Annotated in this window: 20 protein-coding genes and 1 riboswitch; of the genes, 10 read left to right on the top strand and 10 right to left on the bottom strand. The window is 70.2% G+C overall.

Annotation, left to right across the window (positions count from 1 at the left end; genetic code table 11):
- Nucleotides 1-53 precede the first annotated feature (53 nt).
- The 4 genes from JJ691_RS29000 to JJ691_RS28985 form a co-directional block, all read right to left on the bottom strand.
- Entirely contained in the window at nucleotides 54-905 is an 852-nt protein-coding gene (locus JJ691_RS29000; RefSeq protein ID WP_211771783.1) for an ABC transporter permease, read from the bottom strand.
- Nucleotides 906-998: 93 nt separating this feature from the next.
- Nucleotides 999-2,198: an ABC transporter substrate-binding protein gene (locus tag JJ691_RS28995; RefSeq protein WP_211762783.1), complete on the bottom strand. Its 1,200-nt coding sequence runs from the start codon at nucleotides 2,196-2,198 to the stop codon at nucleotides 999-1,001.
- Between the two features lie 10 nt (nucleotides 2,199-2,208).
- Complete coding sequence (locus JJ691_RS28990; protein WP_211762782.1) at nucleotides 2,209-3,285, bottom strand: ABC transporter ATP-binding protein; 1,077 nt, start codon at nucleotides 3,283-3,285, stop codon at nucleotides 2,209-2,211.
- A 49-nt stretch (nucleotides 3,286-3,334) separates the two neighbouring features.
- A complete protein-coding gene (locus tag JJ691_RS28985; RefSeq protein ID WP_211762781.1) occupies nucleotides 3,335-4,756 on the bottom strand; it encodes a gamma-aminobutyraldehyde dehydrogenase in 1,422 nt (473 codons plus the stop codon).
- A 177-nt stretch (nucleotides 4,757-4,933) separates the two neighbouring features.
- Here JJ691_RS28985 and JJ691_RS28980 point away from each other — a divergent pair, with 177 nt between their 5' ends.
- Nucleotides 4,934-5,710, top strand: a complete 777-nt coding sequence (locus JJ691_RS28980; protein WP_211762780.1) for a FadR/GntR family transcriptional regulator — start codon at nucleotides 4,934-4,936, stop codon at nucleotides 5,708-5,710.
- A 30-nt stretch (nucleotides 5,711-5,740) separates the two neighbouring features.
- Nucleotides 5,741-6,439: a cache domain-containing protein gene (locus JJ691_RS28975; RefSeq protein ID WP_211762779.1), complete on the top strand. Its 699-nt coding sequence runs from the start codon at nucleotides 5,741-5,743 to the stop codon at nucleotides 6,437-6,439.
- On the opposite strand, the gene thrC is transcribed toward JJ691_RS28975, so the two are convergent.
- Nucleotides 6,436-7,698 (bottom strand): threonine synthase, encoded by a 1,263-nt coding sequence (thrC, locus tag JJ691_RS28970; protein ID WP_211762778.1) that lies wholly within the window; start codon nucleotides 7,696-7,698, stop codon nucleotides 6,436-6,438. The two genes, JJ691_RS28975 and thrC, sit on opposite strands and share 4 nt — an antisense overlap.
- A gap of 10 nt (nucleotides 7,699-7,708) precedes the next feature.
- Nucleotides 7,709-7,823: riboswitch (SAM riboswitch) on the bottom strand.
- Nucleotides 7,824-7,932: 109 nt separating this feature from the next.
- Between thrC and holA the strand changes: the two genes are divergently transcribed.
- A complete protein-coding gene (gene holA, locus JJ691_RS28965) occupies nucleotides 7,933-8,904 on the top strand; it encodes a DNA polymerase III subunit delta (RefSeq protein WP_211762777.1) in 972 nt (323 codons plus the stop codon).
- Nucleotides 8,905-9,298: 394 nt separating this feature from the next.
- Nucleotides 9,299-11,971 (top strand): alpha/beta hydrolase family protein, encoded by a 2,673-nt coding sequence (locus tag JJ691_RS28960; protein WP_211762776.1) that lies wholly within the window; start codon nucleotides 9,299-9,301, stop codon nucleotides 11,969-11,971.
- A gap of 60 nt (nucleotides 11,972-12,031) precedes the next feature.
- On the opposite strand, the gene rpsT is transcribed toward JJ691_RS28960, so the two are convergent.
- Nucleotides 12,032-12,295 (bottom strand): 30S ribosomal protein S20, encoded by a 264-nt coding sequence (gene rpsT / locus JJ691_RS28955; RefSeq protein WP_211762775.1) that lies wholly within the window; start codon nucleotides 12,293-12,295, stop codon nucleotides 12,032-12,034.
- 107 nt (nucleotides 12,296-12,402) lie between these two features.
- The gene (locus JJ691_RS28950; protein ID WP_211762774.1) at nucleotides 12,403-14,721 is read right to left on the bottom strand and encodes a glycoside hydrolase family 3 N-terminal domain-containing protein; all 2,319 of its coding nucleotides are present in this window, start codon (nucleotides 14,719-14,721) and stop codon (nucleotides 12,403-12,405) included.
- 389 nt (nucleotides 14,722-15,110) lie between these two features.
- On the opposite strand from JJ691_RS28950, the gene JJ691_RS28945 reads away from it, so the two are divergent.
- Nucleotides 15,111-16,721 (top strand): peptide-N4-asparagine amidase, encoded by a 1,611-nt coding sequence (locus JJ691_RS28945; RefSeq protein WP_211762773.1) that lies wholly within the window; start codon nucleotides 15,111-15,113, stop codon nucleotides 16,719-16,721.
- Between the two features lie 78 nt (nucleotides 16,722-16,799).
- Here the strand turns inward: JJ691_RS28945 and JJ691_RS28940 are convergent, their stop codons facing one another.
- Both JJ691_RS28940 and JJ691_RS28935 read right to left on the bottom strand, forming a co-directional pair.
- A complete protein-coding gene (locus tag JJ691_RS28940; protein ID WP_211762772.1) occupies nucleotides 16,800-17,015 on the bottom strand; it encodes a hypothetical protein in 216 nt (71 codons plus the stop codon).
- Between the two features lie 106 nt (nucleotides 17,016-17,121).
- A complete protein-coding gene (locus tag JJ691_RS28935) occupies nucleotides 17,122-17,997 on the bottom strand; it encodes an SPFH domain-containing protein (RefSeq protein ID WP_211762771.1) in 876 nt (291 codons plus the stop codon).
- Nucleotides 17,998-18,111: 114 nt separating this feature from the next.
- On the opposite strand from JJ691_RS28935, the gene JJ691_RS28930 reads away from it, so the two are divergent.
- From JJ691_RS28930 to JJ691_RS28910, 5 genes are all read left to right on the top strand, one after another.
- Entirely contained in the window at nucleotides 18,112-18,924 is an 813-nt protein-coding gene (locus tag JJ691_RS28930) for an ABC transporter ATP-binding protein (RefSeq protein ID WP_249227079.1), read from the top strand.
- Complete coding sequence (locus JJ691_RS28925; RefSeq protein ID WP_211762770.1) at nucleotides 18,909-20,489, top strand: hypothetical protein; 1,581 nt, start codon at nucleotides 18,909-18,911, stop codon at nucleotides 20,487-20,489. Before JJ691_RS28930 ends, JJ691_RS28925 begins: the two co-directional genes overlap by 16 nt.
- A gap of 113 nt (nucleotides 20,490-20,602) precedes the next feature.
- Complete coding sequence (locus JJ691_RS28920) at nucleotides 20,603-22,204, top strand: circularly permuted type 2 ATP-grasp protein (protein ID WP_211762769.1); 1,602 nt, start codon at nucleotides 20,603-20,605, stop codon at nucleotides 22,202-22,204.
- A gap of 10 nt (nucleotides 22,205-22,214) precedes the next feature.
- Nucleotides 22,215-23,162 (top strand): alpha-E domain-containing protein, encoded by a 948-nt coding sequence (locus JJ691_RS28915; RefSeq protein ID WP_211762768.1) that lies wholly within the window; start codon nucleotides 22,215-22,217, stop codon nucleotides 23,160-23,162.
- A gap of 229 nt (nucleotides 23,163-23,391) precedes the next feature.
- Nucleotides 23,392-24,234, top strand: coding sequence for a transglutaminase family protein (locus tag JJ691_RS28910; RefSeq protein ID WP_211762767.1), 843 nt, complete (start codon nucleotides 23,392-23,394; stop codon nucleotides 24,232-24,234).
- 268 nt (nucleotides 24,235-24,502) lie between these two features.
- Here JJ691_RS28910 and JJ691_RS28905 read toward each other — a convergent pair whose 3' ends face one another.
- Entirely contained in the window at nucleotides 24,503-24,928 is a 426-nt protein-coding gene (locus JJ691_RS28905; protein ID WP_211762766.1) for a type II toxin-antitoxin system PemK/MazF family toxin, read from the bottom strand.
- Between the last annotated feature and the right edge of the window lie 54 nt (nucleotides 24,929-24,982).

The following is a 24,982-nucleotide window of genomic DNA, read 5'->3' as shown; positions in this document are numbered from 1 at the left end:
AAAACCCTTGCAGCTACAGAAATCGGGGTCGGGGTGGGGGGATTCCCCCCAAGCTAAAGAGTGTCGAGGGCGCCGGTTCGGCGTACGGCGGCCAGGTAGACGAGCATGATCACCACGGGCACGAGGGCGACCGTGGCGGCGAACGGCAGGTTGTTGGCGGCGCCGATGTTGTCGTAGACGACGTTGCCGAGCAGTTGGCTGGTGCCGCCGACGATCTTGACGGCGATGTAGTCGCCCAGCGACAGGGAGAAGGTGAAGATCGAGCCGGCGATGACCGCCGGCATGGCCAGCGGCAGCACGACGGAGAAGAACGTCCGCACCGAGCGGGCGCCGAGGTCACCGGAGGCGTCGACCAGGGAGTCGGGCAGCCGGTCCAGGCCGGCGTAGATGGGCAGGATCATGTAGGGCAGCCACAGGTACGACAGCGTGATCACGGTGGCCGGCAGGCCGTAGCCCGGGCCGTCCAGGCCGACCGGGGCCAGCAGCCAGTGCAGCACGCCGTTGCCGGACAGCATGGACCGCCAGGCGTAGGCCTTGACCAGGTAGCTGGCCCACAGCGGAGTCATCACGGCGATCACCAGCAGCCGCTGGGCGCGCCGGGAGGCGAGCTTGGCCATGGCGAACGCCATCGGGAAGGCGATCACGGCGTCGATCACGGTGACCAGCACCGCCACGCCGACCGTGCGGATGGTGATGGTGCGGTACACCGCGTCCCGGAACAGGGTGGCGAAGTTGTCCAGCGACCAGCTCACCACCACCTGTCCGGTGAACACGTCGGTGGTCCAGAACGCGGTCACGAACAGCGCCGCCAGCGCGCCCAGGTAGGCCACACCGAGCCAGGCCAGCGGCGCAGACAGCAGGATGCCCAGCCGCAGTCCCGGTGTGCGGTGCAGGTAGGCCGACAACCGGCGGCGCCGTGACGTCCGCGACGGCGTGCGGTCTGGTGACGCCCCGGACGAGCGACGCGGCGGCGGGTTCGTGATCGCGGCGGTCACGGGTCAGCCCTTGATCTCGGTCCAGGCCTGGGTCCACGCGCCGTAGTCCTCGCACTTGACGTCGGCGCGGCCGTCCAGGCACTGGGAGATCGGCGTGGTCCAGTAGGCGATCTTCGACGCGTACCCGGCGTCGCCGGCGTGGTAAGTGTCGCAGTGCTTGGGGTCGGCGGTCTGCGCGCACGCCTTGGAGTTGGCCGGGGCCTCGCCGAAGTACTCGGCGACCTGGGCGTTGACCTTGGGGCTGACGATGTAGTTCAGCCACATGTAGGCGCAGTTCTTGTGCTGCGACTTGGCCGCCACCATCCAGGTGTCCGACCAGCCGGTCGCGCCCTCGGACGGCACCGTCGACTCCAGCGGCACACCACCGCCCTTTGTCACGTTGACGGTCACCTGCCAGGCGGTGCCCATGACGGTGTCGCCGCTGGTCAGGGACTGGCTCTCCTTGAGGTAGTCCGACCAGTACTCGCTGACCAGGGGCCGCTGCTTCTTGAGCAGGTCGACGGCGGCCTGGAACTGGGTGCTGTCCAGCGCGTAGGGGTTCTTGATGCCCAGGTCGGGCTGGTGCGCCTTGAGGTACAGGGCAGCGTCGGCGATGTAGATCGGTGAGTCGTAGGCGGTGATCTTGCCCTTGTACTTGGAGTTCGGGTCGAACATCACCGACCAGGAGGTGGGGGCCGGGGTGACCTTGTCGGTGCGCCAGGTGAGCAGGTTGGCGCCCCAGCCGTGCGGGATGCCGTAGGCGACGCCGTTGACGCTGTTCCAGGACTGGTTCTTCAGGAAGCCGAACACGTCGTTGTAGTTGGGCACGAGCGAGGTGTTCACCGGCTCCACGTCGCCGGAGGCGATCAGCCGCAGGGAGGCGTCGCCGGAGGCGGAGACGACGTCGTACTGGCCGGTCTTCATCAGGCTGATGGCCTCGTCGGAGGTGCCGAACGGCTTGACGTTGACCTTGCAGCCGGTCTGCTGCTCGAACGGGGTCACCCAGTTGACCTTGGGGTCGTTGGAGCCGTTCTCCGCGTAGCCGGGCCAGGCCAGCACGGACAGCTGCCCCTCGCCCGGGCCGAGCTTGCCGAGGGCGGCCAGGGCCGGCGGGGTGAAGCCCTGGGTGCCGCCGGTGGCCGTCGAGTTGCCGCTGGTGGTGCCGCAGGCGGTGAGCGCGAGGCCCGCCGCGAGCAGTCCGGCCAGCAGCGCCGTGTTCTTCATGATCGACCTTTCATTCGGTGCCGGTGACCGGGAAGTTGTGCTCGTGCCGCCAGGTCAGCCGGACCCGGCCGTTGCTGAAGCCCGGCACGCCGTCGGTGTTCTGCCGCACCACGGACAGCTGCCCGCCGGCGTCCAGGGTCACCTCGAAGCGCATGGTCGCGCCGGCGTACACCACGTCGGTGACGGTGCCGGTCGCGCTGGTCTCGCCGGGACCGGCCGGTCGGGCCAGGTCGCCGTCGATGCGGATCTTCTCGGGGCGGATGCTGAACAGCCCGGTCATGCCGATCACCGTTTCCGCCGCGCGTCCCCCGAGCAGGTTGGAGGTGCCGACGAAGCCGGCGACGAACGCGGTCGAGGGCCGCTCGTAGACCTCCTGCGGGGTGCCGACCTGCTCGATCCGGCCGGCGTTGAACACCGCGATCCGGTCGCTCATGGTCAGCGCCTCGTCCTGGTCGTGGGTGACGAACACGAAGGTGATGTCGACATCTCGCTGTAGTTGCTTGAGTTCGCTCTGCATCGCGTGTCGGAGTTTCAGGTCGAGCGCGCCCAGCGGCTCGTCGAGCAACAGCACCTTGGGCCGGTTGACCAGGGCTCGGGCCAGGGCGACGCGTTGGCGCTGCCCACCGGACAACTGGGACGGTCGGCGGCGGCCGAAGTCCTCCAGGCGTACGGACCGCAGCGCATCGGCGGCCCGACGCTTCCGCTCGGCCCGGGGCACGCGCTTGACCTTGAGTCCGTACTCGACGTTGCGACGCACGCTCATGTGCGGGAACAGCGCGTAGTCCTGGAAAACGGTGTTCACGTCCCGGTCGAACGGCGCCAGCCGGCTCACGTCCCGGCCGCCGAGTTCGATGGCGCCGGCGGTGGGCTGCTCGAAGCCGGCGATCATGCGCAGCACGGTCGTCTTGCCCGAGCCGGACGGCCCGAGCATGGAGAAGAATTCACCCGGTCGGATGTCGAGGTCGACGCCGTCGACCGCGGTGATCGGGCCGAAGCTCTTGCGCAGGCCGCGCAGCCGGACCGCGGGCACGTCGGCGGCCGCGGGCGGCCGGCCGCCGAGCGCGACGTCGGGGGCTTGGTGGGGCATCGCGGGCCTCCGGAATCTCTGCAGGGCCGATGTCCTGAAGGGCGCTGTCCTACAGGGCGCTCATCACGTGCTTGACGCGGGTGTAGTCCTCCAGCCCGTACAGCGAGAGGTCCTTGCCGTAGCCGGATTTCTTGAAGCCGCCGTGGGGCATCTCGGCGACGAGCGGGATGTGCGTGTTGATCCACACGCAGCCGAAGTCGAGGCGGCCGGCCATCCGCATCGCCCGCTGGTGGTCGGTGGTCCACACCGAGGACGCCAGCCCGTACGGCACGCCGTTGGCGGCGGTCAGCGCCTCGGCCTCGTCGGCGAAGCGCTGCACGGTGATCACGGGCCCGAACACCTCGTGCTGGCTGATCTCGTCCTGCTGTCGAACGCCGGAAACCACGGTGGCGCCGTAGAAGTAGCCCTTGTCGCCGACGCGCTGGCCGCCACTGTGGACGGTCGCGTGCGCGGGGAGGCGGTCGATGAAGCCGGCGACGCGGTCGAGTTGGGCGGCGCTGTTGAGCGGACCGTAGTCGGCGGAGGTGTCGTCGGGGCCGCCGGTCCTGGTCGCCAGCGCGCGGGCGGTGAGGGCGGCGACGAAGTCGTCGTGCGCCTCGGCGGCGACCAGCACTCGGGTCGCGGCGGTGCAGTCCTGGCCGGCGTTGAAGTAGCCGGCCATCGCGATCGTCTCGGCGGCGGCCTCGATGTCGGCGTCGGCGAACACCACGACCGGGGCCTTGCCGCCCAGTTCCAGGTGCACACGTTTGACGTCCACGGCGGCCGCGCCGGCGACCTCGGTGCCGGCGCGGACCGAGCCGGTGATCGACACCATCGCCGGGATCTCGTGGCTGACCAGCGCCCGGCCGGTGTCCCGATCGCCGCAGACGACGTTGAACACGCCCGGCGGCAGGAACTCGGCGGCGATCTCGGCCAGCAACAGCGTCGAGGCCGGCGTGGTGTCGGACGGCTTGAGCACCACGGTGTTGCCGGCGGCCAGCGCCGGCGCGATCTTCCAGACCGCCATCATCAGCGGGTAGTTCCACGGCGTGACCTGCGCGCACACCCCGACCGGCTCGCGCCGCACGAACGAGGTGTGACCGGCCAGGTACTCGCCGGCCGACTTGCCTTCGAGCACCCGGGCCGCGCCGGCGAAGAAGCGGAGCTGGTCCACGACCACCGGAAGTTCCTCGGATGCCGTGAGCGCCAACGGTTTTCCCGTGTTCTCGCACTCGACGCGGACCAACTCGTCGGCCCGGCTCTCCACTGCGTCAGCGATCTTCAGCAAGGCCAGCTGGCGCTGGGCCGGTGTCGTGTCGCGCCACGCCTCGAAGGCCGCCTTCGCTGCGTGCAGCGCACCGTCGACGTCCGCCGCCCCGGCCACCGGTGCCGTGCAGTAGGGCTGGCCCGTCGCCGGATCCATGATGTCCGTGCGTGGTTCGGAGGCGGAGTCGACGTGGGTTCCGTCGATGAAGTGGTGCAGCTGTCGCATCGCGACTCCCTGCGGTCCCGGGTGGCGGAGGAGCGGGATGCCGGTAAACATATGAGGCCATATGTCATATGGCAAGAGTCTGAGGCAGGATTGACGACGAGGGCGGCCGGCGGGGCCGGTGACGGCGGGTCCGAGGGTGTGTGCCGGGGTCGGTGCCGAGAAGGATGAGGGCAGGCGATGGGTCAGGCGAGGTCGCACGTGTTCGCGCCGCTGGGCGACCTCGGACGGGCCGAGGCGGTGACGGCGCGGCTGGTGGACGCTATCTCGATGGGGCTGCTGGCGGACGGGGAGCAGCTGCCGAGCGAGGCGGAGCTGGCCGGGCAGTTCGGGGTCGCGACGGTGACGGTCCGGGAAGCGCTGGTGGCGCTGAGACAGCAGGAGTTGGTGGAGACGAGACGGGGGCGTGGTGGCGGAAGTTTCGTCATCACGCCGAGCGACGGATCACCGGCATCGTGGCGGCAGCGGCTGCGCGAGGTGTCGCTGAGCGAGCTGAGGGACATCGGGGACCACTACCTGGCGGTGGCCGGGGCGGCGGCGAGGTTGGCCGCGGAGCGGAGCTCGCCGGAGGACGTGGAGCGGCTGCGGCTGGCGACGGAAGACCTCCGGAAGGCCACTGCGCCGGCGGAGGGGCGGCTGGTGAGGGAGGGCCCTGAGGACCAGGCGGGGCGGCGGGGGCGGGAGTTGGCGGCGGCGAGGGCGGAGCGGCAGTTCCATCTGGAGGTCGCGGCGGCGGCGCAGTCGCCGAGGTTGACGCACCAGGAGATCCAGTTGCAGGGGGAGCGGGGCGGCCTGTTGTGGTTGCCGCCCAGCGCGAACGCGCACGAGGAGCATCGGGCGATCACGGAGGCGATCGCGCACCAGGACGGGGAGCTGGCCCGGAAGTTGACGGAGGAACACATCCTCCAGGCGGTGGACCGGCTGGTGGACATGCACCTGGAGCTGCTGGACCCCTAAGCTTTCCCGACCCGGACATCCGAGGTGGGCATGAAACGCGAGGACGAGGTCGTGGCGCACGTCTCGGCGATCGTCGAGGACGTCTTCGACCGGTTGAAGCCGGTGCTGGTGGCGGTGGAGTCGCTGCTGGACGAGGTGGAGCAGGTGCGGGCCGAGGACCTGGACCAGGTGCGGCCGCAGGTGATCGACGCGCTGGGCGGCCTGGTGATCGGCGCGGGCTATGTGGCGGCGCCGCACGTGCTGGCCGACCAGGAGTACGGGTTCGAGTGGTGGACGGCGTCCGAGAACGAACAGCCGGAGCAGCTGTTCATCAGCCTGGAGCCGGGCAGCGCCAACTTCCTGGACTACACAAGGCAAAGCTGGTTCACGGTGGCCCGGGACACCGGCCGCCGGCACGTGAACGGACCGTACGTGGACTACCTCTGCACGGATGAGTACACGCTGACGTTCACGGTGCCGGTGCAGCGCGGCGGCGCGTTCGCGGGAGTGGTGGGGGCGGACGTGTTCGTCCGGGAGTTCGAGCGGGTGTTGCAGCCGAGGCTGCGTCACCTGGGCTCGCGAGCGGCGCTCGTGAACGCGCAGGGCCGGGTGATCGTCTCCAACAGCGCGAGGCTGCCGACGGGCTCACTGATGCGGGACGCGGACGTGCCGGCGTGGTGGAGCGCCGGCGCGGAGGCCCGTGCCGGCGTTCGACGGTGTGGAGACGCCCCGATAGTGCTGGTGACCTAGAGGCCGAGGGCCTCGGTGACGGCGGCGGCGTTGGGCGGCACGACGGCCTTGGGCCCGATCCGGTCGGACACGGCGTCGAGCGTCTTGAGGCCGTCGCCGGTGATCAGCAGCACGGTGTCGGCGTCGGGGTCGAGCTGACCGGTCTCGATGAGCTTCTTGGCGGTCGCCACGGTCACGCCGCCGGCGGTCTCGGCGAAGATGCCCTCGGTCCGGGCCAGCAGCCGGATGCCCTCGACGACCTCCTCGTCGGTGACGTCCTCGACGGCGCCGCCGGTGCGGCGCACGGTGTCCAGCACGTACGGCCCGTCGGCGGGGGCGCCGATGGCCAGCGACCGGGCGATGGTGTCGGGGCGAACCGGCGACACGACGTCGGTGCCGGACTTGTAGGCGGCGGAGACCGGGGAGCAGCCGGTGGCCTGGGCGCCGAACACCCGGTACGGGGTGGCGTCCACCAGGCCCAGCTCGCCGAGCTCGCGGAAACCCTTGTCCACCTTGGTCAGCTGCGAGCCGGAGGCGACCGGCACCACGATCTGGCCAGGCAGCCGCCAGCCGAGCTGCTCGGCGACCTCGTAGGCCAGCGTCTTGGAGCCCTCGGCGTAGTACGGCCGGACGTTGACGTTCACGAACGCCCAGTCCTCGTGCTCGGCGGCGAGCTGGGTGGCCAGCCGATTCACGTCGTCGTAGTTGCCGTCGACGGCGATCAGCGCGCCGTCGTAGACGGCGGTGGTGAGGATCTTGGCCTGCTCCAGGGAGGACGGGATCAGCACGACCGACTCCCAGCCGGCGCGGGCGGCCGCGGCGGCGACGGCGTTGGCCAGGTTGCCGGTGGAGGGGCAGGCCAACACCTTGAAGCCGAGCTGCCGGGCGGCGGCCAGAGCCACGGCGACGACGCGGTCCTTGAAGGAGTGCGTGGGGTTGCCGGTGTCGTCCTTGACCCACAGGTTGCGCACGCCGAGCGCGGCGCCGAGCCGGTCGGCCTTGACCAGGCGGGTCAGGCCGGGCTCGGTGTTGGGGAAGGACTGCACGTCGGTCGGCACCGGCAGCAGGTTGCGGTAGCGCCAGATGGACTTGGGGCCGGCCTCGATGTCCTCGCGGCGGACCTGGCCGAACTCGTAGGCGACCTCGAGGGGACCGAAACACTCGCTACAGGCGAATTCCGCGGCCAACGGGATCTGGTGTCCGCACTCGCGGCAGCTCAGGGCGCGCGCGGGCCCGAGGTTGAACGCGGCGGTGGTGCGGGCGTCGACAGTCGAAGTCATGGGAGGCGTCTCCTCATCTTTCCCACGTGTGGGTCGGAATTGGCACCGTGATCGACACATGAAGATGTGTGTCGCCGGTTGCCGGGGCTTCAACGGGCCGTTCCCTCTGCCCCTCTGGATGAGCGGTTTTCAGTTGTGACTTGCACGGTACGGCACCGCAACGTGGCCCCGCCAGTTGGCCGCCCACCATGCGGGAGCGCATGGGCTGTCAGGGGGACGTGGAAGGATGACGGCGTGAGTGCCGCCCCCGAACCGCTGCTGCTCGTGCTCGGCGATGAGGAACTGCTGGTCGAACGGGCCGTGCGGACCGCGCTGGCCACGGCCCGCCAGGCCGATCCGTCGGCCGACCTGACGCGGGTCCGGGTGACTGACCTCACCCCGCCCGAGCTGGCCGAGTTGCTCAGCCCGTCGCTGTTCGCTGAGGGCCGGGTGGTGGTGCTGGAGGGCGCGCAGGAGATCGGCAAGGAGATCGCCGACGCGGTCCTGTCCTACGCCAAGGAGCCGGCCGACGGCATCGTGCTGATCGTGCTGCACACCGGCGGCGGCCGGGCCAAGGTGGCCAAGGACCTGCCGGGCGCGCTGAAGAAGGCCGGCGCCGCGGTGGTGGAGTGCTCGAAGATCACCAAGCCGGCCGACCGGGACGCGTTCGTGCGCGACGAGGTGCGCCGGGCCGGCGGCAAGATCGATCCGGCCGGGCTGGCCGCGCTGATGGAGACCGTGGGCAACGATCTGCGGGAGCTGGCCTCGGCCGCCTCGCAGCTGGTGTCCGACAACGACGGCAAGGTGGACGAGGCGGCGGTGCGCCGCTACCACCAGGGCAAGGCCGAGGTGACCGGCTTCGCGGTGGCGGACCTGGCCGTGGTGGGGGACCGGGCCGGCGCGATGGAGGCGCTGCGCTGGGCCATGCAGCTCGGCGTGCCGCACGTGCTGGTGGCCGACGCGCTGGCTGAGGGGGTGCGCACGGTGGCCAAGGTGGCTTCGGCCGGTCGGGGCGACCCGTTCCGGATGGCCGGCGACCTGGGTATGCCGCCGTGGAAGGTGAAGCGGGCGCAGGGCCAGGCCCGTGGTTGGACGCCGGCCGGGCTGGCCGACGCGATGCAGGTCGTGGCGGCGCTGAACGCCGACGTGAAGGGTGTCGCCGCCGACGCGGACTACGCGCTGGAGCGGGCCGTGCTGCGGGTGGTCGCGGCGCACCAGATGGGCTGACGCCAGTCCCGTCGGCAATTCGGCACTAGGCCAATCGGGCCAGTAAATGGTGACCGGTGGCGATGGTCAATCGTGCGCCTGATCGGGGTCGGCGACTGTCCGATAGGGCAGTGTGCTTCATCACGCCCCGTCACCGGTGATTTCCGGCGTATCGTCGAGGTATCGGCCGACATTGGCCGGAATTGTGTTCTTCTGGGGCGGTTCGGGTAGCCGTTTGGGGGCGTTTGAGCAGTCCGCCGCACGCATGTGACGGACTCTCATATCATTTCGCGGCTTTCATAGTCACTGTCTATATGCACGTGCGGTAACCGTACACAGTTAACTTTCAAAGGCCCGTGGTCCGTCTGGGGGAGACGTGTGCCGGGCGGGGGCCGCGACCGTGGATCGAGGTCGAATGCGCAAGCTCTTACCCTTGTTCGCAGCGTTGTTCATGGCCATCGCTGTGGCCCAGACCGCCCAGGCCCAGCCGGCCGCCCCGACGCCGTCGGGGGCAGGGACGGGCTGGCGGTTGGTGGACGGGCAGCCCGCCTGGACGTCGCCGACGCCGCTGACCGGCGACGCGGCGGTGGAGTTCTGGTCCGACGGCAAGCTCGTCGGCCGGGCCCGGTCGTCCGCGGACAGCCGCACGTTCTCCTTGCCTGGCAAGCAGTTGGGCGACCTCAGCAAGGTGGAGGTCCGGGCCGGCGGGAAGCGGCTGGACGCTCCGGACAAGACTTTCGGGCCGCACCGGACGCCGGCGGCCCTGCCGCCGCCGCAGCCCGCGGGCGCGGTGGATCCCGGTACCCCGGGGCAGTATCAGACGGTGACCGGCGAGTACTCGCTCGACTCGGTCAAGCTGCCCGGGTACGCCCAGCTGATCGAGATGCAGGCCGTGGTCGTGGCCCCCAAGAACGCCCCGGGCAACCGCCCGCTGGTGCTGTTCCTGCACGGCCGGCACGGGACCTGCTACGACCCGACCAACGTCAACAACCAGCCCTTCACCTGGCCGTGCCCGGCGGGCACGCTGTCGGTCCCGAGCTACCGGGGTTACCTGCAGACCCAGCAGTTGTTGGCGTCGCAGGGCTACGACACGGTCTCCATCTCGGTCAACGGCATCAATGCCCAGGACGCCGAGACCACGGACCAGGGTGCGCAGGCCCGCTCGACGCTGGTCCGGCTGCACCTGGCGCACTGGGCGGACTGGGCCGGCGCGGGTCGCGTCTCGGCCCCGCAGGTCGTGCGGGACGCCCCGGTGGCCGACATGTCGAAGGTGATGCTGGTCGGGCACTCGCGCGGTGGCGAGGGCGTCAACCAGGCGGCCCTGGACAGCCTGGCCCCGCCGCCGTTCGACACGGGCTACTCGGGCCCGGTCCGCTGGACGATCCGCGGTGACGTGTTCATCGCGCCGACCATCTTCGGTCAGAACCCCACTCCGGACGTGCCGTCGGTGACCTTCCTGCCCGGCTGCGACGGTGACGTGGCCGACCTGCAGGGACAGCAGTACGTCGACTCGACGCGGGGCGTCAGCCGGGGCAAGGCCCTGCACAGCGCCCTGTACATCGCCGGTGCCGACCACAACTTCTTCAACTCGGAGTGGACGCCGGGCATGGCCGTGGCCCCGGCCCAGGACGACTACTTCGCCGGCGGCGACCCGAATCCGCTCTGCGACCCCGGGCAGCCGGCCCGCCTGACCGACGCCCAGCAGCGTGCGGTTGGCGCGACCTACGTGGCCGCGGCCGCGCATCTGTTCATCGACCACGACCAGCGCGTGCAGCCGCTGCTGGACGGCTCCGGCGTGCGCGCGCCGTCGGCCGACCCGGCTCGGGTGCTCAGCGCGGCGCTGGGCGCGAACCGCACGCCGGTGGTGGTCCCGGACCCGACCACCAAGATCACCGGCAGCGGCAAGCTGTGCGACGAGATCAACGCCGCCAGCGCCTGCCTGGCCAACTCGTTCAAGTCGCCGCACGAGTTGGCGCTCACGCCGGCCCCGACCGAGGCCGGCCGGTCCGCGGTGGACGTGCGCTGGTCGTCGGCCGGAACGGCGGCGGTGATCGAGCCGCCGAAGCCGGTGTTGCTGGTCGGGGACCAGTCCCTGGCGCTGCGGGTGATCGTCCCGGAGAACTCGACCGGCACGTCCTTCGACGTGGCGGCGGTGGACGCCAACGGCCACCGGACCAAGCTCGGCAAGGCCACGGTGAACGGCATCCCCGGCGTGGAGCGCACGGTTTCGTACTGGGCCCAGGAAGTGCGCGTCCCGGTGCCGCCGGTGTTGCAGGTGGCCAAGCTCGAACTGGTGCCGTCGACCGGCAGTGGAGAGGCCTGGCTGCTCGACGCGCACGGCTGGCGTTCCGGCCTGCCGGATCTTGACCCGGCCCATCTGACCCGGGTCGACGTCGGTCAGATGTCGGTTCCCGAGGGGGACTCGGGCTCGAAGAACGTCCAGTTCCCGGTGACCGTGACCGGCGACGGCGGCGGTGCGCTGAAGGTGTTCCAGAGCGACCCGACCAGCCGGCGCTGGACGGAGAAGGCGCTGACGCTGGCCCCCGGCCAGCACACGGTGAGCCTGTCCACGACCGTGGTCGGCAACACCGGCTGGAGCCCGGACTACCTCATCGGCGCGATCGTCAAGGCGGCCAAGGGCACCGTGGTGGGTTCCTACCGGGGCGGCGTGAAGGTCCTCAATGACGACCCGGCGCCCAAGGTCACCCTGACGCCCTCGGCGTCCGTGGCCGCGGGCGGCACCCTGACCTGGCACGTGTCGCTGTCCGCGGCGGTCGACGTCGACGTCTTCTTCGAGGGCGCGATCGTGGCCCCGACGACCGGGCCCGAGCTGACCACCACGGACGTGGATCCGGCCTGGTTGAAGTCGATGGGTGTCGACCCGCTGCCGTCACGGCCGCTGTCGAAGGCCGGCTTCCTCGAGGTCTTCCAGCGGGTGCCGGCCGGCACCACCGATGTCGACCTGAAGCTGCTGACCCTGGCCCACAACCCGCCGGACCCGGACAAGCACGTGCAGCTGCACGTCGTGACCTACCCGACCGGCCTGGGCGTGGACGCGACCCTGACCGGCACAGTCACCGGCAAGTAGTCGAACAGCAGAACGCCCGGCCCGCACGAAGCGGGCCGGGCGTTCTCGAAAGCAGCGTGCTCAGCCGATCTTGTTCACGGCCGCGGCCAGCGCCGACTTCTTGTTGGCCGCCTGGTTGGCGTGGATGACGCCCTTGCTGGCGGCCTTGTCCAGGCTGCGAGAGGCGGCGCGAACCAGCTCGGTGGCCTTGTCCTTGTCACCGGCGGCGACGGCCTCGCGGACCTTGCGGATCGCGGTCTTCACACCGGACTTGACCGCCTTGTTGCGCAGGCGGGCAGCCTCGTTGGTCTTGATCCGCTTCTGCTGCGACTTGATGTTCGCCACGCGTCTACCTCTCAGTTCCTCACGGCTTGTCCGTGTCGCACTTCACACGGCACCCGGAGACCGGGTTTTCCTCCACAGCGGAACGCCGCACGACACGAGCAGCCAGTCTAACGCACCGTGAACGGCGCCTGCGCACTGCCCACGACCACGCTGTACGCGCTCTTCTCGACCTCGCGCTTGCCGGTGGCGTCCACGTCGCCGACGGTCACCGCGAGCTTGCTGACGTCGAAGCTGACCTGCACGGTCTTCGACTCGCCGGGCTTGAGGTCGACGCGGGTGAAGCCGACCAGCCGCTTGTCCGGCACGAGCACCGGGCTGACCGGCTGGTGCACGTACACCGGCACGACGTCGGAGCCGGCGACCGCGCCGGTGTTGGTGACGGTCACCGACACCGTCTCCTTGCCGTCCGCCCGCACGGTCGGCGCGCTCAGGGTCGGTGCGGAGGTGGCGAAGCTGGTGTAGGACAGGCCGTAGCCGAACGGGAACAGCGGGTCGTAGCCGGAGCTGGCGCCGCCGTTGGTGCCGGGCAGCTGGTCGTAGGACATCGGCTCGTCGCCGACGGTCTTCGGCCACGACACCGACAGCCGGCCGCTCGGGTTGGCCTTGCCGAACAGGATGTCGGCCAGCGCGTGCCCGCCCTCGGAGCCGGGCAGCCAGTCGGCCAGCAGGGTCGGCGCGCCGGCCACCGAGCCGAGCACCAGCGGCCGGCCGGTCATCAGCACCACGACCACCGGCTTGCCGGTCGCCTTGAGCGAGTCCACAAGGGACTGCTGGGCGGCGGTCAGCGACGGGTCTTCCTTGTCGTTGTTGCCCTCGGCCCCGGCCTTCTCGCCGAGCACCACCACGACGGCGTCGGCGTCGGCCGCCTGCGCGACGGCGCTGGCCTGGTCGGTCGCGGCGACGACGTTGGCGTTGGGCACGGCCTCCTTGATGCCCTGCACCGGGGTGACGACCGGCGGCGTCGGGCCCTTGGGGTCGACGCCCTGCCAGTTCACGGTCCAGCCGCCGAACTGCTGGGAGGGGTTGTCCGCGCTGTCCCCGGCCACGACGATCTTGTGCACGCCGGTGGACAGCGGCAGCGTCTTGTTGTCGTTGCGCAGCAACACGGTCGACTCGGTGGCCGCCTGCCGGGCCAGGTCCAGCCCGGCCCCGTTCACGATGCCGTCGGCCGTGTTCTCGTCCACGAACGGCTTCTCGAACAGGCCCAGGTCGAACTTGAGCTTGAGGATGCGGCCGACGGCCTGGTCGATCCGCTGCTGGCTGATCAGTCCGTTGTGGACGTCGTCGATCAGCGCCTTGGTGTAGCTGGCGGCGTCGGCCGGCTCCATCGCCATGTCCACGCCGGCGTTCACGCTCATCGCGATGGCCGTCGGGTAGTCCGCGGCGACGTGGTACTTGGTGGCCAGGCTGGCCATGTCCGCCCAGTCGCTGACGGTCACGCCGTCGAAGCCCAGCCGCTGGCGCAGCTCGGTGGTGAGCATGAACTTCGAGGCGTGCACGGGAATCCCGTTGACCGCCCCGGAGTTGGCCATGGCGGTCTTCGCGCCGGCGTCGATCTGCGGCTGGAAGGCCGGCAGGAACACGTCCTGCAGCTCACGGACCGGGATCTGGGCCGGCACCCGGTCGTGGCCGTTGATCGGCTCCGAGTAGCCGGCGAAGTGCTTGGCGGTGGCGGTCAGCTTGGCCGTCGCGCCCTTGCCGTCGTAGGCCTGCATGCCGGTGACCAGCGCCGCCGACAGGCTGCCGGCCAGCGTCGGGTCCTCGCTCAGCGTCTCGTAGTAGCGGCCCCAGCGGGTGTCGCGGGACAGGTCGGAGACGGGCGCGAAGTTCCAGAACACGCCGGTCGCGCGCATCGTCGAGGAGGTGGACTCGCCCATCTTCTCGGCCAGCGCCGGGTCCCAGGTGGCGCCGACGCCGATCTGCTGCGGGAACATCGTGGCGGTGACCAGGTTGTTGTCGCCGTGCACGCCGTCGGCCCCGTACAGCACCGGGATCTTGAGCCGGTTGTTGTCCAGGGCGTAGTGCTGGATGCCGTTGGTGGTCTGGGCCCAGCCCTTGGCGGTGTTGTCCACCGGGTAGTCGCCGCCGCCGGACAGGATGGAGCCGACGTGCGCGTCCACCAGCACCTTCTGCTCGCAGGACGCCACCAGCGCGCCGTTGGCGCCGTTGCAGTCCCCGCGCAGCTCGCCGACCTTGATCTGGGTCATCTGGCCGACCTTCTCGGCCAGCGTCATCCGGCGCAGCAGGTCGTTGACCCGGTACTGGGTGGGCAGCGTGGGGTTGAGGTAGATGGGTCTGCCGTGGTCGTCGGTGCCGTCGGGTCCGCTGGGGGACGCCTGGCTGCTGGACTGGGCCAGCGCCGTGGTGAGCGCGATGACCGCGGTCACCGCGAGGGCGGCGCGTAAGCCGGGGCGGATTCGGGCCACTGTGCCTCCAGTTGTCGCAGGTAACGCAGTTGTCACCTTTGTCCGGGAGAGGCCGTGACCAGTAGCGCCGATCGGGGGATTTGGAAGCGCTCCCATCCCGGGATCTGGGCACGCACGGTGACATGTTTCAGAGATTTTTCAGTGCTGCCAACGGCTTTACCGCCGGGTAATGGTTTGGACAACCCGTGCGGTCGTCACACAGGGGGCGGAACCGGTCAGCCCGAGGGGGCGGATTTCCGCAGCTCAATCGGGAATTGGCCGCCGGGACTGGACGTTCCAGAATCTGGTCACGGATATGAACGGGCCTCGGCTCGGGTCTCCACGGTTGTGAACGATTACCGCCGTCCGGGGGGTCTCGCGAACACCCGGCCGGGCGCTAGCGTCCCGTCGTGCGCCGATATCTCATCGCCCTGTTCGCCGCCGTCGCCGCGCTGAGCGTGGTCACCGCGGCGCCCGCCAGCGCCGACACCGTGGTCACCGACTACCAGGATCCGCTGACCGCGCTGCCGCCGGTCAGCAGACCGCCGACCGAGCACTGCACCGTCACCGCGATGCAGCACGTGTTCGCCAACTCCTACGGCCAGCCCTTCGTCGGCACGCTCACGCCGCCGCCCGCCTGCGCCGGGCCGTGGACCAAGGTGGTGCTGAACTGGACCGCCAAGAGCCAGGGCCGCCAGTACGACCGGCTGGCCGGCCTGTGGATCGGCGGCTCCGAGGTGCTGCGGACCTCCACCCCGGAGCCGGACCCGTCCGGCATCACCTGGAGCTTCGACCGCGACATCACCGAGTTCGCGCCGCTGCTGCACCAGGCGCAGCCGTTCGTGGTGGACCTCGGCAACGTCGTCAACGACACCTACACCGGCTCCTACGACGTGACCGTCACGGTCACCTACTACCAGGCCGACCGAGCCCATCCCGCGCCGAAGCAGGCCGACACCGTGCTGCCGCTGGCCGCCGACAAGGCCAAGCCGGGCTGGCAGGACCTGTCCGACGGCCAGAACTACACCGCCCAGGTGACGGTGCCGGCCAACACCGCGAAGCTGACCGCCGAGATCTACGCGCGGGGCGGCGGCTGCGAGGAGTTCTGGTGGTCGAACGTGCCCACCTCGCTGGCGCAGGCCAATCCTTCAGCCGGTCTGTGCGGCGGTGGGACCTACCGTGAGGTCGAGGTGACCGTCGACGGCAAGCCGGCCGGCGTGGTGTCGCCGTACTCGGTGATCTACACCGGCGGCGTGGCGCCGATGCTGTGGCGGCCGATCACCGCCATCGACTCGATCGTCACGTTGCCGTACACGATCGACCTGAGCCCGTTCCTCGGGCAGCTCACCGACGGCAAGGCGCACACCGTGCAGCTGATCCCGCCGAAGGGCATCGTCGACCTGTGGACGCTGGGCGGCAACCTGTTCGCGACCACCGACCCGCACGTCACCCGGGTCACCGGCAGCCTGCTGCACGACGACGTGCCGGCGGCGGACGTGCGCACCACCACGACCGGCAGCGGCCTCGACGACAAGATCGTCACGCACGTGAACCGATCCTGGCGCACCGCGGGCGTGCTGCACACCTCGGCCGGCCTCGTGCCGGTGAGCTCGTCCGGGCAGTGGACCTTCGACAACACCACCACGCTGGCCGACTCGGCCAGCAAGCAGAACACCGACCAGCACGTGCTCGGCAGCTACGGCTCCGACGGTCGGGTCGATGGCTTCGACTTCGCGCTGACCGCCGACGTCACGCAGAACATCGTGGACGACAACAACTACCGGATCGACGCGACCGTCCACCAGGGACGACGCCTGTGGACGGTCGGCGGCGGCGCGCCGGCGCTGAGCGACGACAGCATCGACACCAGCGGCGGATTCGGCCGCACCAACGGCGTGCTCACCTATGCCGACGGGAAGTCCAGCGAGAAGTGGAACGGCTTGGCCGACACCGGCCGCTTCTACTTCCGTGACATCGACACCGCCCACGGCTACGTCACCCGCGACGTCAGCTCGCACTAACCCCCGCTTTTCGGCCACATGTGCTCCACATTCCGCGTTCGGGCGCGAATGTGGAGCACATGTGGCTTCTCTAGCGGGTCAGTGCACGAGGTGGTAGCTGTAGGTGAAGCCGCTCGGGTTGCAGACGCCCAGCTGGTTGGCCACCTGGTCGTAGGTGTACCCGGCGGGCACCGAGCAGGCCCAGCCGTCCAGCGGCTGCGCCGACGCGGTCACCGCGCCGACCCCGAACAGTGAGCCGCCGACAAGGGCGGCAAGGGCAAGCAGCTTTGAAAGACGGGAAAATGTCTGGCGCATAAGGACTTCGACCTCCCCAGTGGATGGAATTCCCTATTACGCGGGACATTCCACCCATCGGGGAGGTCGCGGAGCTAGTGGCCGTTCGGCGGTAGGCGAGGGTCCCTTAGTACAGGGTGCCGGCATTCACCACGGGCTGGGTGGCCCGATCGCCGCACAGCACGACCAGCAGGTTGCTCACCATGGCCGCCTTGCGCTCCTCGTCCAGCTCCACCACGTCGCGCTCGGCCAGCCGGGCCAGCGCCAGCTCGACCATGCCGACCGCGCCCTCCACGATGCGCTGGCGGGCGGCGACGACCGCACCGGCCTGCTGCCGCTGCAGCATCGCGCCGGCGATCTCCGGCGCGTAGGCCAGGTGGGTGAGCCGCGACTCGATCACCCGAACGCCGGCCGACCGCACCCGTTCGGCGATCTCCGCGGACAGCTTGCCGGTGATCTCCTCGGCGTTCTCCCGCAGCGACAGCCGCTCCTCCTCGGTGTGGTTGTCGTACGGGTAGCTGGTGGCGATGTGCCGGACCGCGGTCTCGGTCTGGATGCCGACGAAGCGGACGAAGTCGTCCACCTCGAACACGGCCCGGGCGGTGTCGTCGATCTGCCAGACGACCACGACGGCCATCTCGATCGGGTTGCCCTCGGCGTCGTTGACCTTGGCCACGGCGGTCTCGTGGTTGCGGATCCGCACCGACAGTCGGGTGCGCGTGGTGAACGGGTTCACCCAGTGCAGTCCGGGGGCCCGCACGGTGCCGGCGTAGCGGCCGAAGAACTGGACCACCCGCGCCTCGCCGGGGGCCAGGATGATCAGGCCGCGCAGCACGAACAGTCCGAGCACGCTCACCAGCAGCCACACCACCATGTGGCCGACCGCCGCCAGCACGATGCCGGCGACCAGCAGAACCAGCCCGAGCAGCAGCATCAGCCCGCCGGGCACCCGGCCGGCGGTGCGCTCGGTGATCGACGGCTCCGGTGTCGCGACCGAGGTCATGGCCCCCTCCTTAACCTATCAATGTGATATCAGAACTCTACCACGGTGAACCAGCGGCGCGACGGCCTTTCCGGGTGCATGATGGATGGCCTCAACCGGTCGGGAGGCAACGAGTTGGACACGGGAGGGCTGCCCGCCTACGGGCAGCAGCAGGGGGCGCAGCCGGTGGAGCAGGCCCCGGCGCTGCAGATGTCCGGCCTGCGTAAGACGTTCGGGGCCACGGTCGCGGTCGACGACGTGCGGCTGACGGTTCCACGGGGATCGTTTTTCGGCCTGGTCGGTCCGAACGGGGCCGGGAAGACCACCTCGCTGTCGATGGCGGTGGGTCTGCTGCGTCCGGACGGCGGGTCGGTGCGGATCTTCGGGGTGGACGTGTGGGAGTCCCCGGAGCGGGCCAAGGCCCTGGTCGGGGTGCTGCCCGACGGCATGGCGCTGCCGGAGCGGCTGACCGGTCGGGAGTTGTTGACCTACACCGGTCTGTTGCGGGGTTTGGATACCGCGACGGTGGCGGCGCGGGCGGATGAGTTGTTGGGTGTGTTGGAGTTGTCCAGCGCGGAGCGGACGCTGGTGATCGACTACTCGGCGGGTATGCGGAAGAAGATCGGGTTGGCGACGGCGTTGTTGCACGCGCCGAAGTTGTTGGTGCTCGATGAGCCGTTCGAGGCGGTGGACCCGGTGTCGGCGTCGACGATTCGCACGATTTTGCAGCGGTTCGTGGCGTCGGGTGGGGCGGTGGTGTTGTCGAGTCATGTGATGGATCTGGTGGAGAAGTTGTGTGACCACGTGGCGGTGATCACTCGGGGTCGGGTGGTGGCCAGTGGTCCGGTGGCGCAGGTGCGGGGGGATCAGTCGTTGGAGCAGGCGTTCGTGCATCTGGTGGGTGGGCGGACCGGTGGTGGGGAAGGGTTGTCGTGGTTGGCGTCCTGATCCGCATGAAACTGCGGGTGCTCTCGCACTCGCTGAGCGGGGCCCGGGCGGTCAGCTTCGGGATCGGGGCGCTGGTCGGCCTGGTCGCCGGTGTCGTGTCCCTGTTCCTGGTGGTGCTCGGCTACGGCCAGAGCGTGTCCATCGGCACCACGCTCGCCGCCGCCATGATGCTGGTGTGGACGGTCGGCTGGCTGGTCGGGCCGATCATCATGGGTGGCGGCGACGAGACCCTGCGCCCCGAGAACTTCGCCCTGCTGCCGCTGTCGCCGATCAAGCTGGCCTTCGGCTTGCTGGGCGCGTCCATCGCCGGCGTGCCGCCGGTGGCCACGGTGATCGCGTTCTTCGGCGTGGTGGTCGGGTCGTGCCGGCTCGGCGTGCTGCCGGCGGTCGTCGCCGTGATCACGACGGTGCTGGCCCTCGCTTTCACCGTGCTGCTGTCGCGAGTGGTCATCAGCATGATCGGCGCGGTGCTGGGATCCCGGCGCGGCAAGGACCTCGGCGTCCTGCTCGCGGCGTTGGCCGGTTTGTCCTACCTGCCGCTGCGCTACGCCGGTCAGGCGCTGGCCCCGATCCTGTTGCAGAACGATCCGGAGCTCGCCAACCCGGTGCGGTGGCTGCCGACCGGCTGGGCGCCGGCGGCGGTCGAGGGCGCGGCCACGGGCAACTGGCTCGTGGCCATCGGCGCGCCGCTCGCGCTGGCCGTTGTGGACGGTGCGCTGCTGTGGGCGTACGCGCGGCTGTTGGTGCGGCGGCTGACCACGCCACAGACCAACGTCGGGCCGTCCCGAGTGGGCAGGGCCAAGACCGCACGGCGGAGTCTGCTGCCGGCGACGCCGGTCGGGGCGGTGATCAGCAAGGAGCTCCGCATGTGGTGGCGGGACGCCCGCCGCCGGGCGATGCTGCTGACCTCCGTGCTGATCGGACTGTTCATCCCGGTGTTCTCGTCGGCCGGCGGCCGCGGCGGGGTGGTCATGCTGCCCTTCGCCGGGCTGTGGGTCGTCGCCTTCTCCATGCTCCAGGTCAGCAACCTGTACGGCTTCGACGGCACCTCGGTCTGGCACACCATTGTCACGCCGGGCGCGGCGCGGGCCGACGTGCGCGGCCGGCAGTGGGCGTGGGCGCTGATCGTGGGACCGGTCGCCATCCTGGCCGGGGTGCTGCTGCCGGGGCTGGCCGGTCGTGAGTGGGCCTATCCTTGGGTGCTGGGCGTGCTGCCGGCGATGCTCGGCGGCGGGGCCGGGTGCATGCTGCTGCTGTCGGTGTACTGGGCGTTCCCGATGCCCGTGCAGCGCGGCGGCAACCCGTTCAACCAGGGCAACCGGCCGGGCTGCTCGCGGGGCCTGATCCGGCTGGTGTCGATGGTGTCGCTGCTGGTGATCGCCCTGCCCTCGCTGCTCCTGCTGCTCATCGGACAGCTCGAGTCGAACCCGCTGGTCAGTTGGCTGGCGGTGCCGGTCGGGGTGGCAACCGGGGCATTCACCGCGTGGTGGTTGGGCAGACTTGCCGCGCAGCGCTTGCTCGATCGCGGCCCGGAGCTGCTGGCCCAGGTGAAGGCGACCGCGTAGAAATGGCTCTCCGTAGCGTTCAGCTGGTGTTTCGTTGAGGTAACCAGTGGTGTGGAGTAGTGCCCTCGGCCACCCCGCTGGGTGAAGATGTCGACCATGACCAGGACGTCGCCATGAGTAGGTCGGCGAGGAACGGGCGCGGCAACGGCGAGCTGTTCCGCGGATACCTGGACCCGGCGCGGCCGCATGCCGACGCGTACGACGAGATGTTCTCGGCGGACGCGTCCGTGCGGTCCGCCTACCGGGCGCTGCACGAGATGCTGGCACCGTCCGATGTGGCCGATCTGAGCGCCCGCTCCGACGCGCTCGGGCGGGCCTTCGTGGACCAGGGCATCACGTTCTCGCTGTCCGGGCAGGAACGGCCGTTCCCGCTCGACCTGGTGCCGCGGGTGATCACCGCGTCCGAGTGGGCCAAGCTGGAACGCGGCATCGTGCAGCGGGTGCGGGCGATGGAGGCGTTCCTGGCCGACGTGTACGGGGACGCGCAGATCATCCGCGACGGCGTGCTGCCCCGACGGCTGATCACCTCGTGCGAGCACTTCCACCGCGAGGCCGCCGGCATCGTGCCGCCCAACGGGGTGCGCATCCACGTCTCGGGCATCGACATCGTGCGCGACGAGGCCGGCACGTTCCGGGTGCTGGAGGACAACGTGCGCTGCCCGTCCGGGGTGTCGTACGTGATGGAGAACCGGCGCACCATGGCCCGGGTGTTCCCGGACCTGTTCGCGCGGCACCGGGTTCGCGCCGTCGGCGACTACGCCTCGCACCTGCTGCGGGCGCTGCGCAACGCCGCCGCGCCCAACGCCGCCGACCCGAACGTCGTCGTGCTGACGCCCGGCGTGCACAACTCGGCCTACTTCGAGCATTCCCTGCTGGCCCGGCAGATGGGCGTGGAGCTGGTGGAGGGGCGGGACCTGTTCTGCCGTGACCACACCATCTACCTGCGCACCACCGAGGGCGAGCGCCAGGTGGACGTGATCTACCGTCGGATCGACGACCCGTACCTGGACCCGGTGCATTTCCGGCCGGAGTCGGTGCTCGGCGTGGCCGGGCTGGCCAACGCGGCGCGGGCCGGCAACGTGGTCATCGCCAACGCGGTCGGCACCGGCGTCGCCGACGACAAGCTCGTCTACACCTACATGCCGGAGATCGTGCAGTACTACCTGAACGAGAAACCGTTGCTGCCCAACGTGGACACCTTCCGGTGCTGGCTGCCCGACGAACGGGACCACGTGTTGGACCGGATGTCCGAGCTGGTGGTCAAGCCGGTCGAGGGCTCCGGCGGGTACGGCATCGTGTTCGGACCGGAGGCCTCGGCCCGTGAGCTGAACGCCCTGCGGCGCAAGGTGCGCGGCAATCCCCGGGGCTGGATCGCCCAGCCGGTGGTGCAGCTGTCGACCGTGCCGACCAAGATCGGCGACAGGTTGTCGCCGCGCCACGTGGACCTGCGGCCCTTCGCCGTCAACGACGGCAACTTCGTTTTCGTGCTGCCCGGTGGGCTGACCCGGGTCGCGCTGCCGGAGGGGAGTCTGGTGGTGAACTCCTCGCAGGGCGGCGGATCCAAGGACACCTGGGTGCTGGCTCCTCGGTCGTCCACAATGGACAGCGAGCTGTCCGGTCCGGAGCTCGTGCACGCCGGGCAACTCGGCGGCGTCGCCACCGAGCAGGGGCCGGAGTTGACGACATCGCAGCAACAGCAACAACAGCAGCAGTGAGGGAGGCGTCGTGCTGGCTCGGAACGCGGAATCCCTGTACTGGATCGGCCGTTACGTCGAACGCGCCGACGACACCGCGCGCATTCTCGACGTGTCCGTGCACCAACTGCTGGAGGACGCGACCGTCAACCCCGACTCGGAGAGCCGGCAGCTGCTGTCCGTCCTGGGCATCGCGCCGCCCGACGGGACCGCTCTGGACGTCTGGTCGCTGACCGAGCTGGTGGCGTACTCCTCGTCCAACGCCGGCTCCATCGTCGCCTCCGTCACCAGCGCCCGGGAGAACACCCGTGGCGCGCGGGAGGTCGTGTCGACCGAGATGTGGGAGTGCCTCAACAGCATGTGGAACGCCGTGCCGGAGCGGCAGCGCTACGCCCGGCAGGTGGGGCCGCACGCGTTCTTCTCCTTCGTGGAGGAGCGGGCCGCCATGTTCGCCGGGCTGGCCGACTCCACCATGAGCCGCGACGACGGCTGGCGGTTCCTCGTGCTCGGCCGCTCGGTGGAACGCGTCGACATGATCGTGCGGCTGCTGCTTTCCCGTTCCGGCGACAAGGCTTCCTCCCCGGGCTGGATCACCGTGCTGCGCTCCGCCGGCGCCCACGACACGTACCTGCGGACCTATCGCGGGGCCATGGACGCCTCTCGCGTCGTGCAGTTCCTGTTGCTGGACCGGCTTTTCCCGCGGTCCGTGTTCCACGCCCTGTCGCAGGCCGAGCGGTGCCTGGAACACCTCGACCACGCGCCCGGCCGGCGGCTCGGGGCCACCGCCGAGGCCTCCCGGCTGCTCGGCAAGGCCCGCAGCGACCTGGAGTTCCTGCGCGTCTCCGAGCTGATGGAGGACCTGCCCCGGCGGCTGAAGTCCTTGCAGGCCACCGTTCGCGACGTCGGCGAGGCCGTGTCCCAGCAGTACTTCCACACCGCGCCGTGGGTGGCGTGGACCAACGCGGAGGTCGGCGCATGAGTGAGCTTGCGAGCGAATCATTCAGCACAGGGCGTTCGCGAACGCGGGCACCGAGCGCTGGCGGGGTGCCGCGCATGAGTGAGCTTGCGAGCGAATCATTCAGCACAGGGCGTCTGCGAACGCGGGCACCGAGCGCTGGCGGGGTGCCGCGCATGAGTGAGCTTGCGAGCGAATCATTCAGCACAGAGCGTCCGCGAACGCGGACACCGAGCGCTAGCGAGGTGCCGCAGTGAGCTGGCGGCTTCGGGTCACGCACACCACCCAGTACCGGTATGCCTCGCCGGTCACCCAGTCCTACAACGAGGTTCGGCTCACTCCCCGCAGCGACCGCCGGCAGAACGTCGTCGTCAGCCGCGTCGAGACCCATCCCGCCACCCGGGCCTACCGATACACCGACTACTGGGGCACCGTCGTCACCTCGTTTGACCTGCACGCCCCGCACACCGAGCTCACCGTCACCGGCTCCTCCGTCGTCGAGACCGGCGGCGAGGTCGCCCCCGTTGGCGGTGCCACCTGGACCGACCTGCGCCGCTCCGAGGTCCTCGACCGCTACACCGAGTACCTCGGCTGGACCGACTACGTCCCCCGGGACCGGGAGCTCGCCGCCAAGGCCCGGGAACTCCGCCGGGGCCTCACCCCCGTTGACGCCGTGCACGCCGCCGCCTCCTGGGTGCACTCCCAGATGACCTACAAACGGGGCAGCACCGGCGTGCACAGCTCCGCCGTCGATGCCTGGCAGGCCAAGGAGGGCGTCTGCCAGGACTACGCCCACCTCACCCTGGCCCTGCTGCGGGCCATGGGCATCCCCGCCCGCTATGTCTCCGGCTACCTCCACACCCGCCCCGACGGCGCCACCAAGGAGACCGTCCAGGGCGAGAGCCACGCCTGGATCGAGGCCTGGACCGGCGGCTGGTGGGCCTACGACCCCACCAACGCCATCCCCATCGGCCAACGCCACGTCTGGGTCGCCGTCGGCCGCGACTACGCCGACGTCGTCCCCTTCAAGGGCATCTACACCGGCGGCGCCGGGGCCGGCCTCACCGTCACCGTGGAGCTCACCCGCCTGGCGTGAGTCGCGGTGCGTAGCGTGGCGTTGCAGTGGGTTACTTCCAACGGAAGTTCGGCGCGATGGGGCGGGGCGGTCGGGCGTACTGGCTGGCGGAGGATGTCTACCGGGCCATCGACTGATCCGCTGGCTGCCGCCTGGCTGACCGGAGCCCTACTTCCAACGTTGAGGTGGTCATCGTTGGAGCGTCGGCCCGTTGGTCCAACCCGTGTTGGAAGTTTCCGCCCTACTTCCAATGTTGAGGGCCTGTTTGTTGGAATACGGCACGTAGCGATCAGTGCCAGCCGCGGGCGTGCAGCGCGTCGACGACCCGGCCGAAGCGGTCGGGGGGCAGCACGGCGCCCTCCCGGCGCAGGTCGTCCTCGTGCAGCTCGTAGGCGCGGTCCAGGCGCAGCCAGGAGGGGCGGCCGTCGTGGTCCCAGGCGCCGGCGCCCAGGTCGAGCCAGTCCTGGGACTCGTGGGGCTTGCTGGACAGCATCAGGGCCAGCAGGAAGCGGCCGGTGCGGCCCACGACCAGCAGCGGGCGGTCCTTGCCGATGGCGGGGTCGTCCTCGAAGGGGACCCAGGCCCAGACCACCTCGCCCGGGTCGGCCAGGCCGTCCAGGTCGGGGGAGTAGTCGAGCCGGGCCAGGCGCTCGGCGCCGTGCACCTGGGTGACCGCGCCGTGGGCGGGACGGGGAACCGGACCGTGTTCGGACACGGCCCGCACCCTATTCTGTGAGGACCACCGTCGGGCACATGGGACCATTGGTGT

Origin of the sequence: Kutzneria sp. CA-103260 (assembly GCF_018263855.1) — a bacterium.
GTDB lineage: Bacteria > Actinomycetota > Actinomycetes > Mycobacteriales > Pseudonocardiaceae > Kutzneria.
This window is presented reverse-complemented; position numbering and strand designations above follow the sequence as displayed.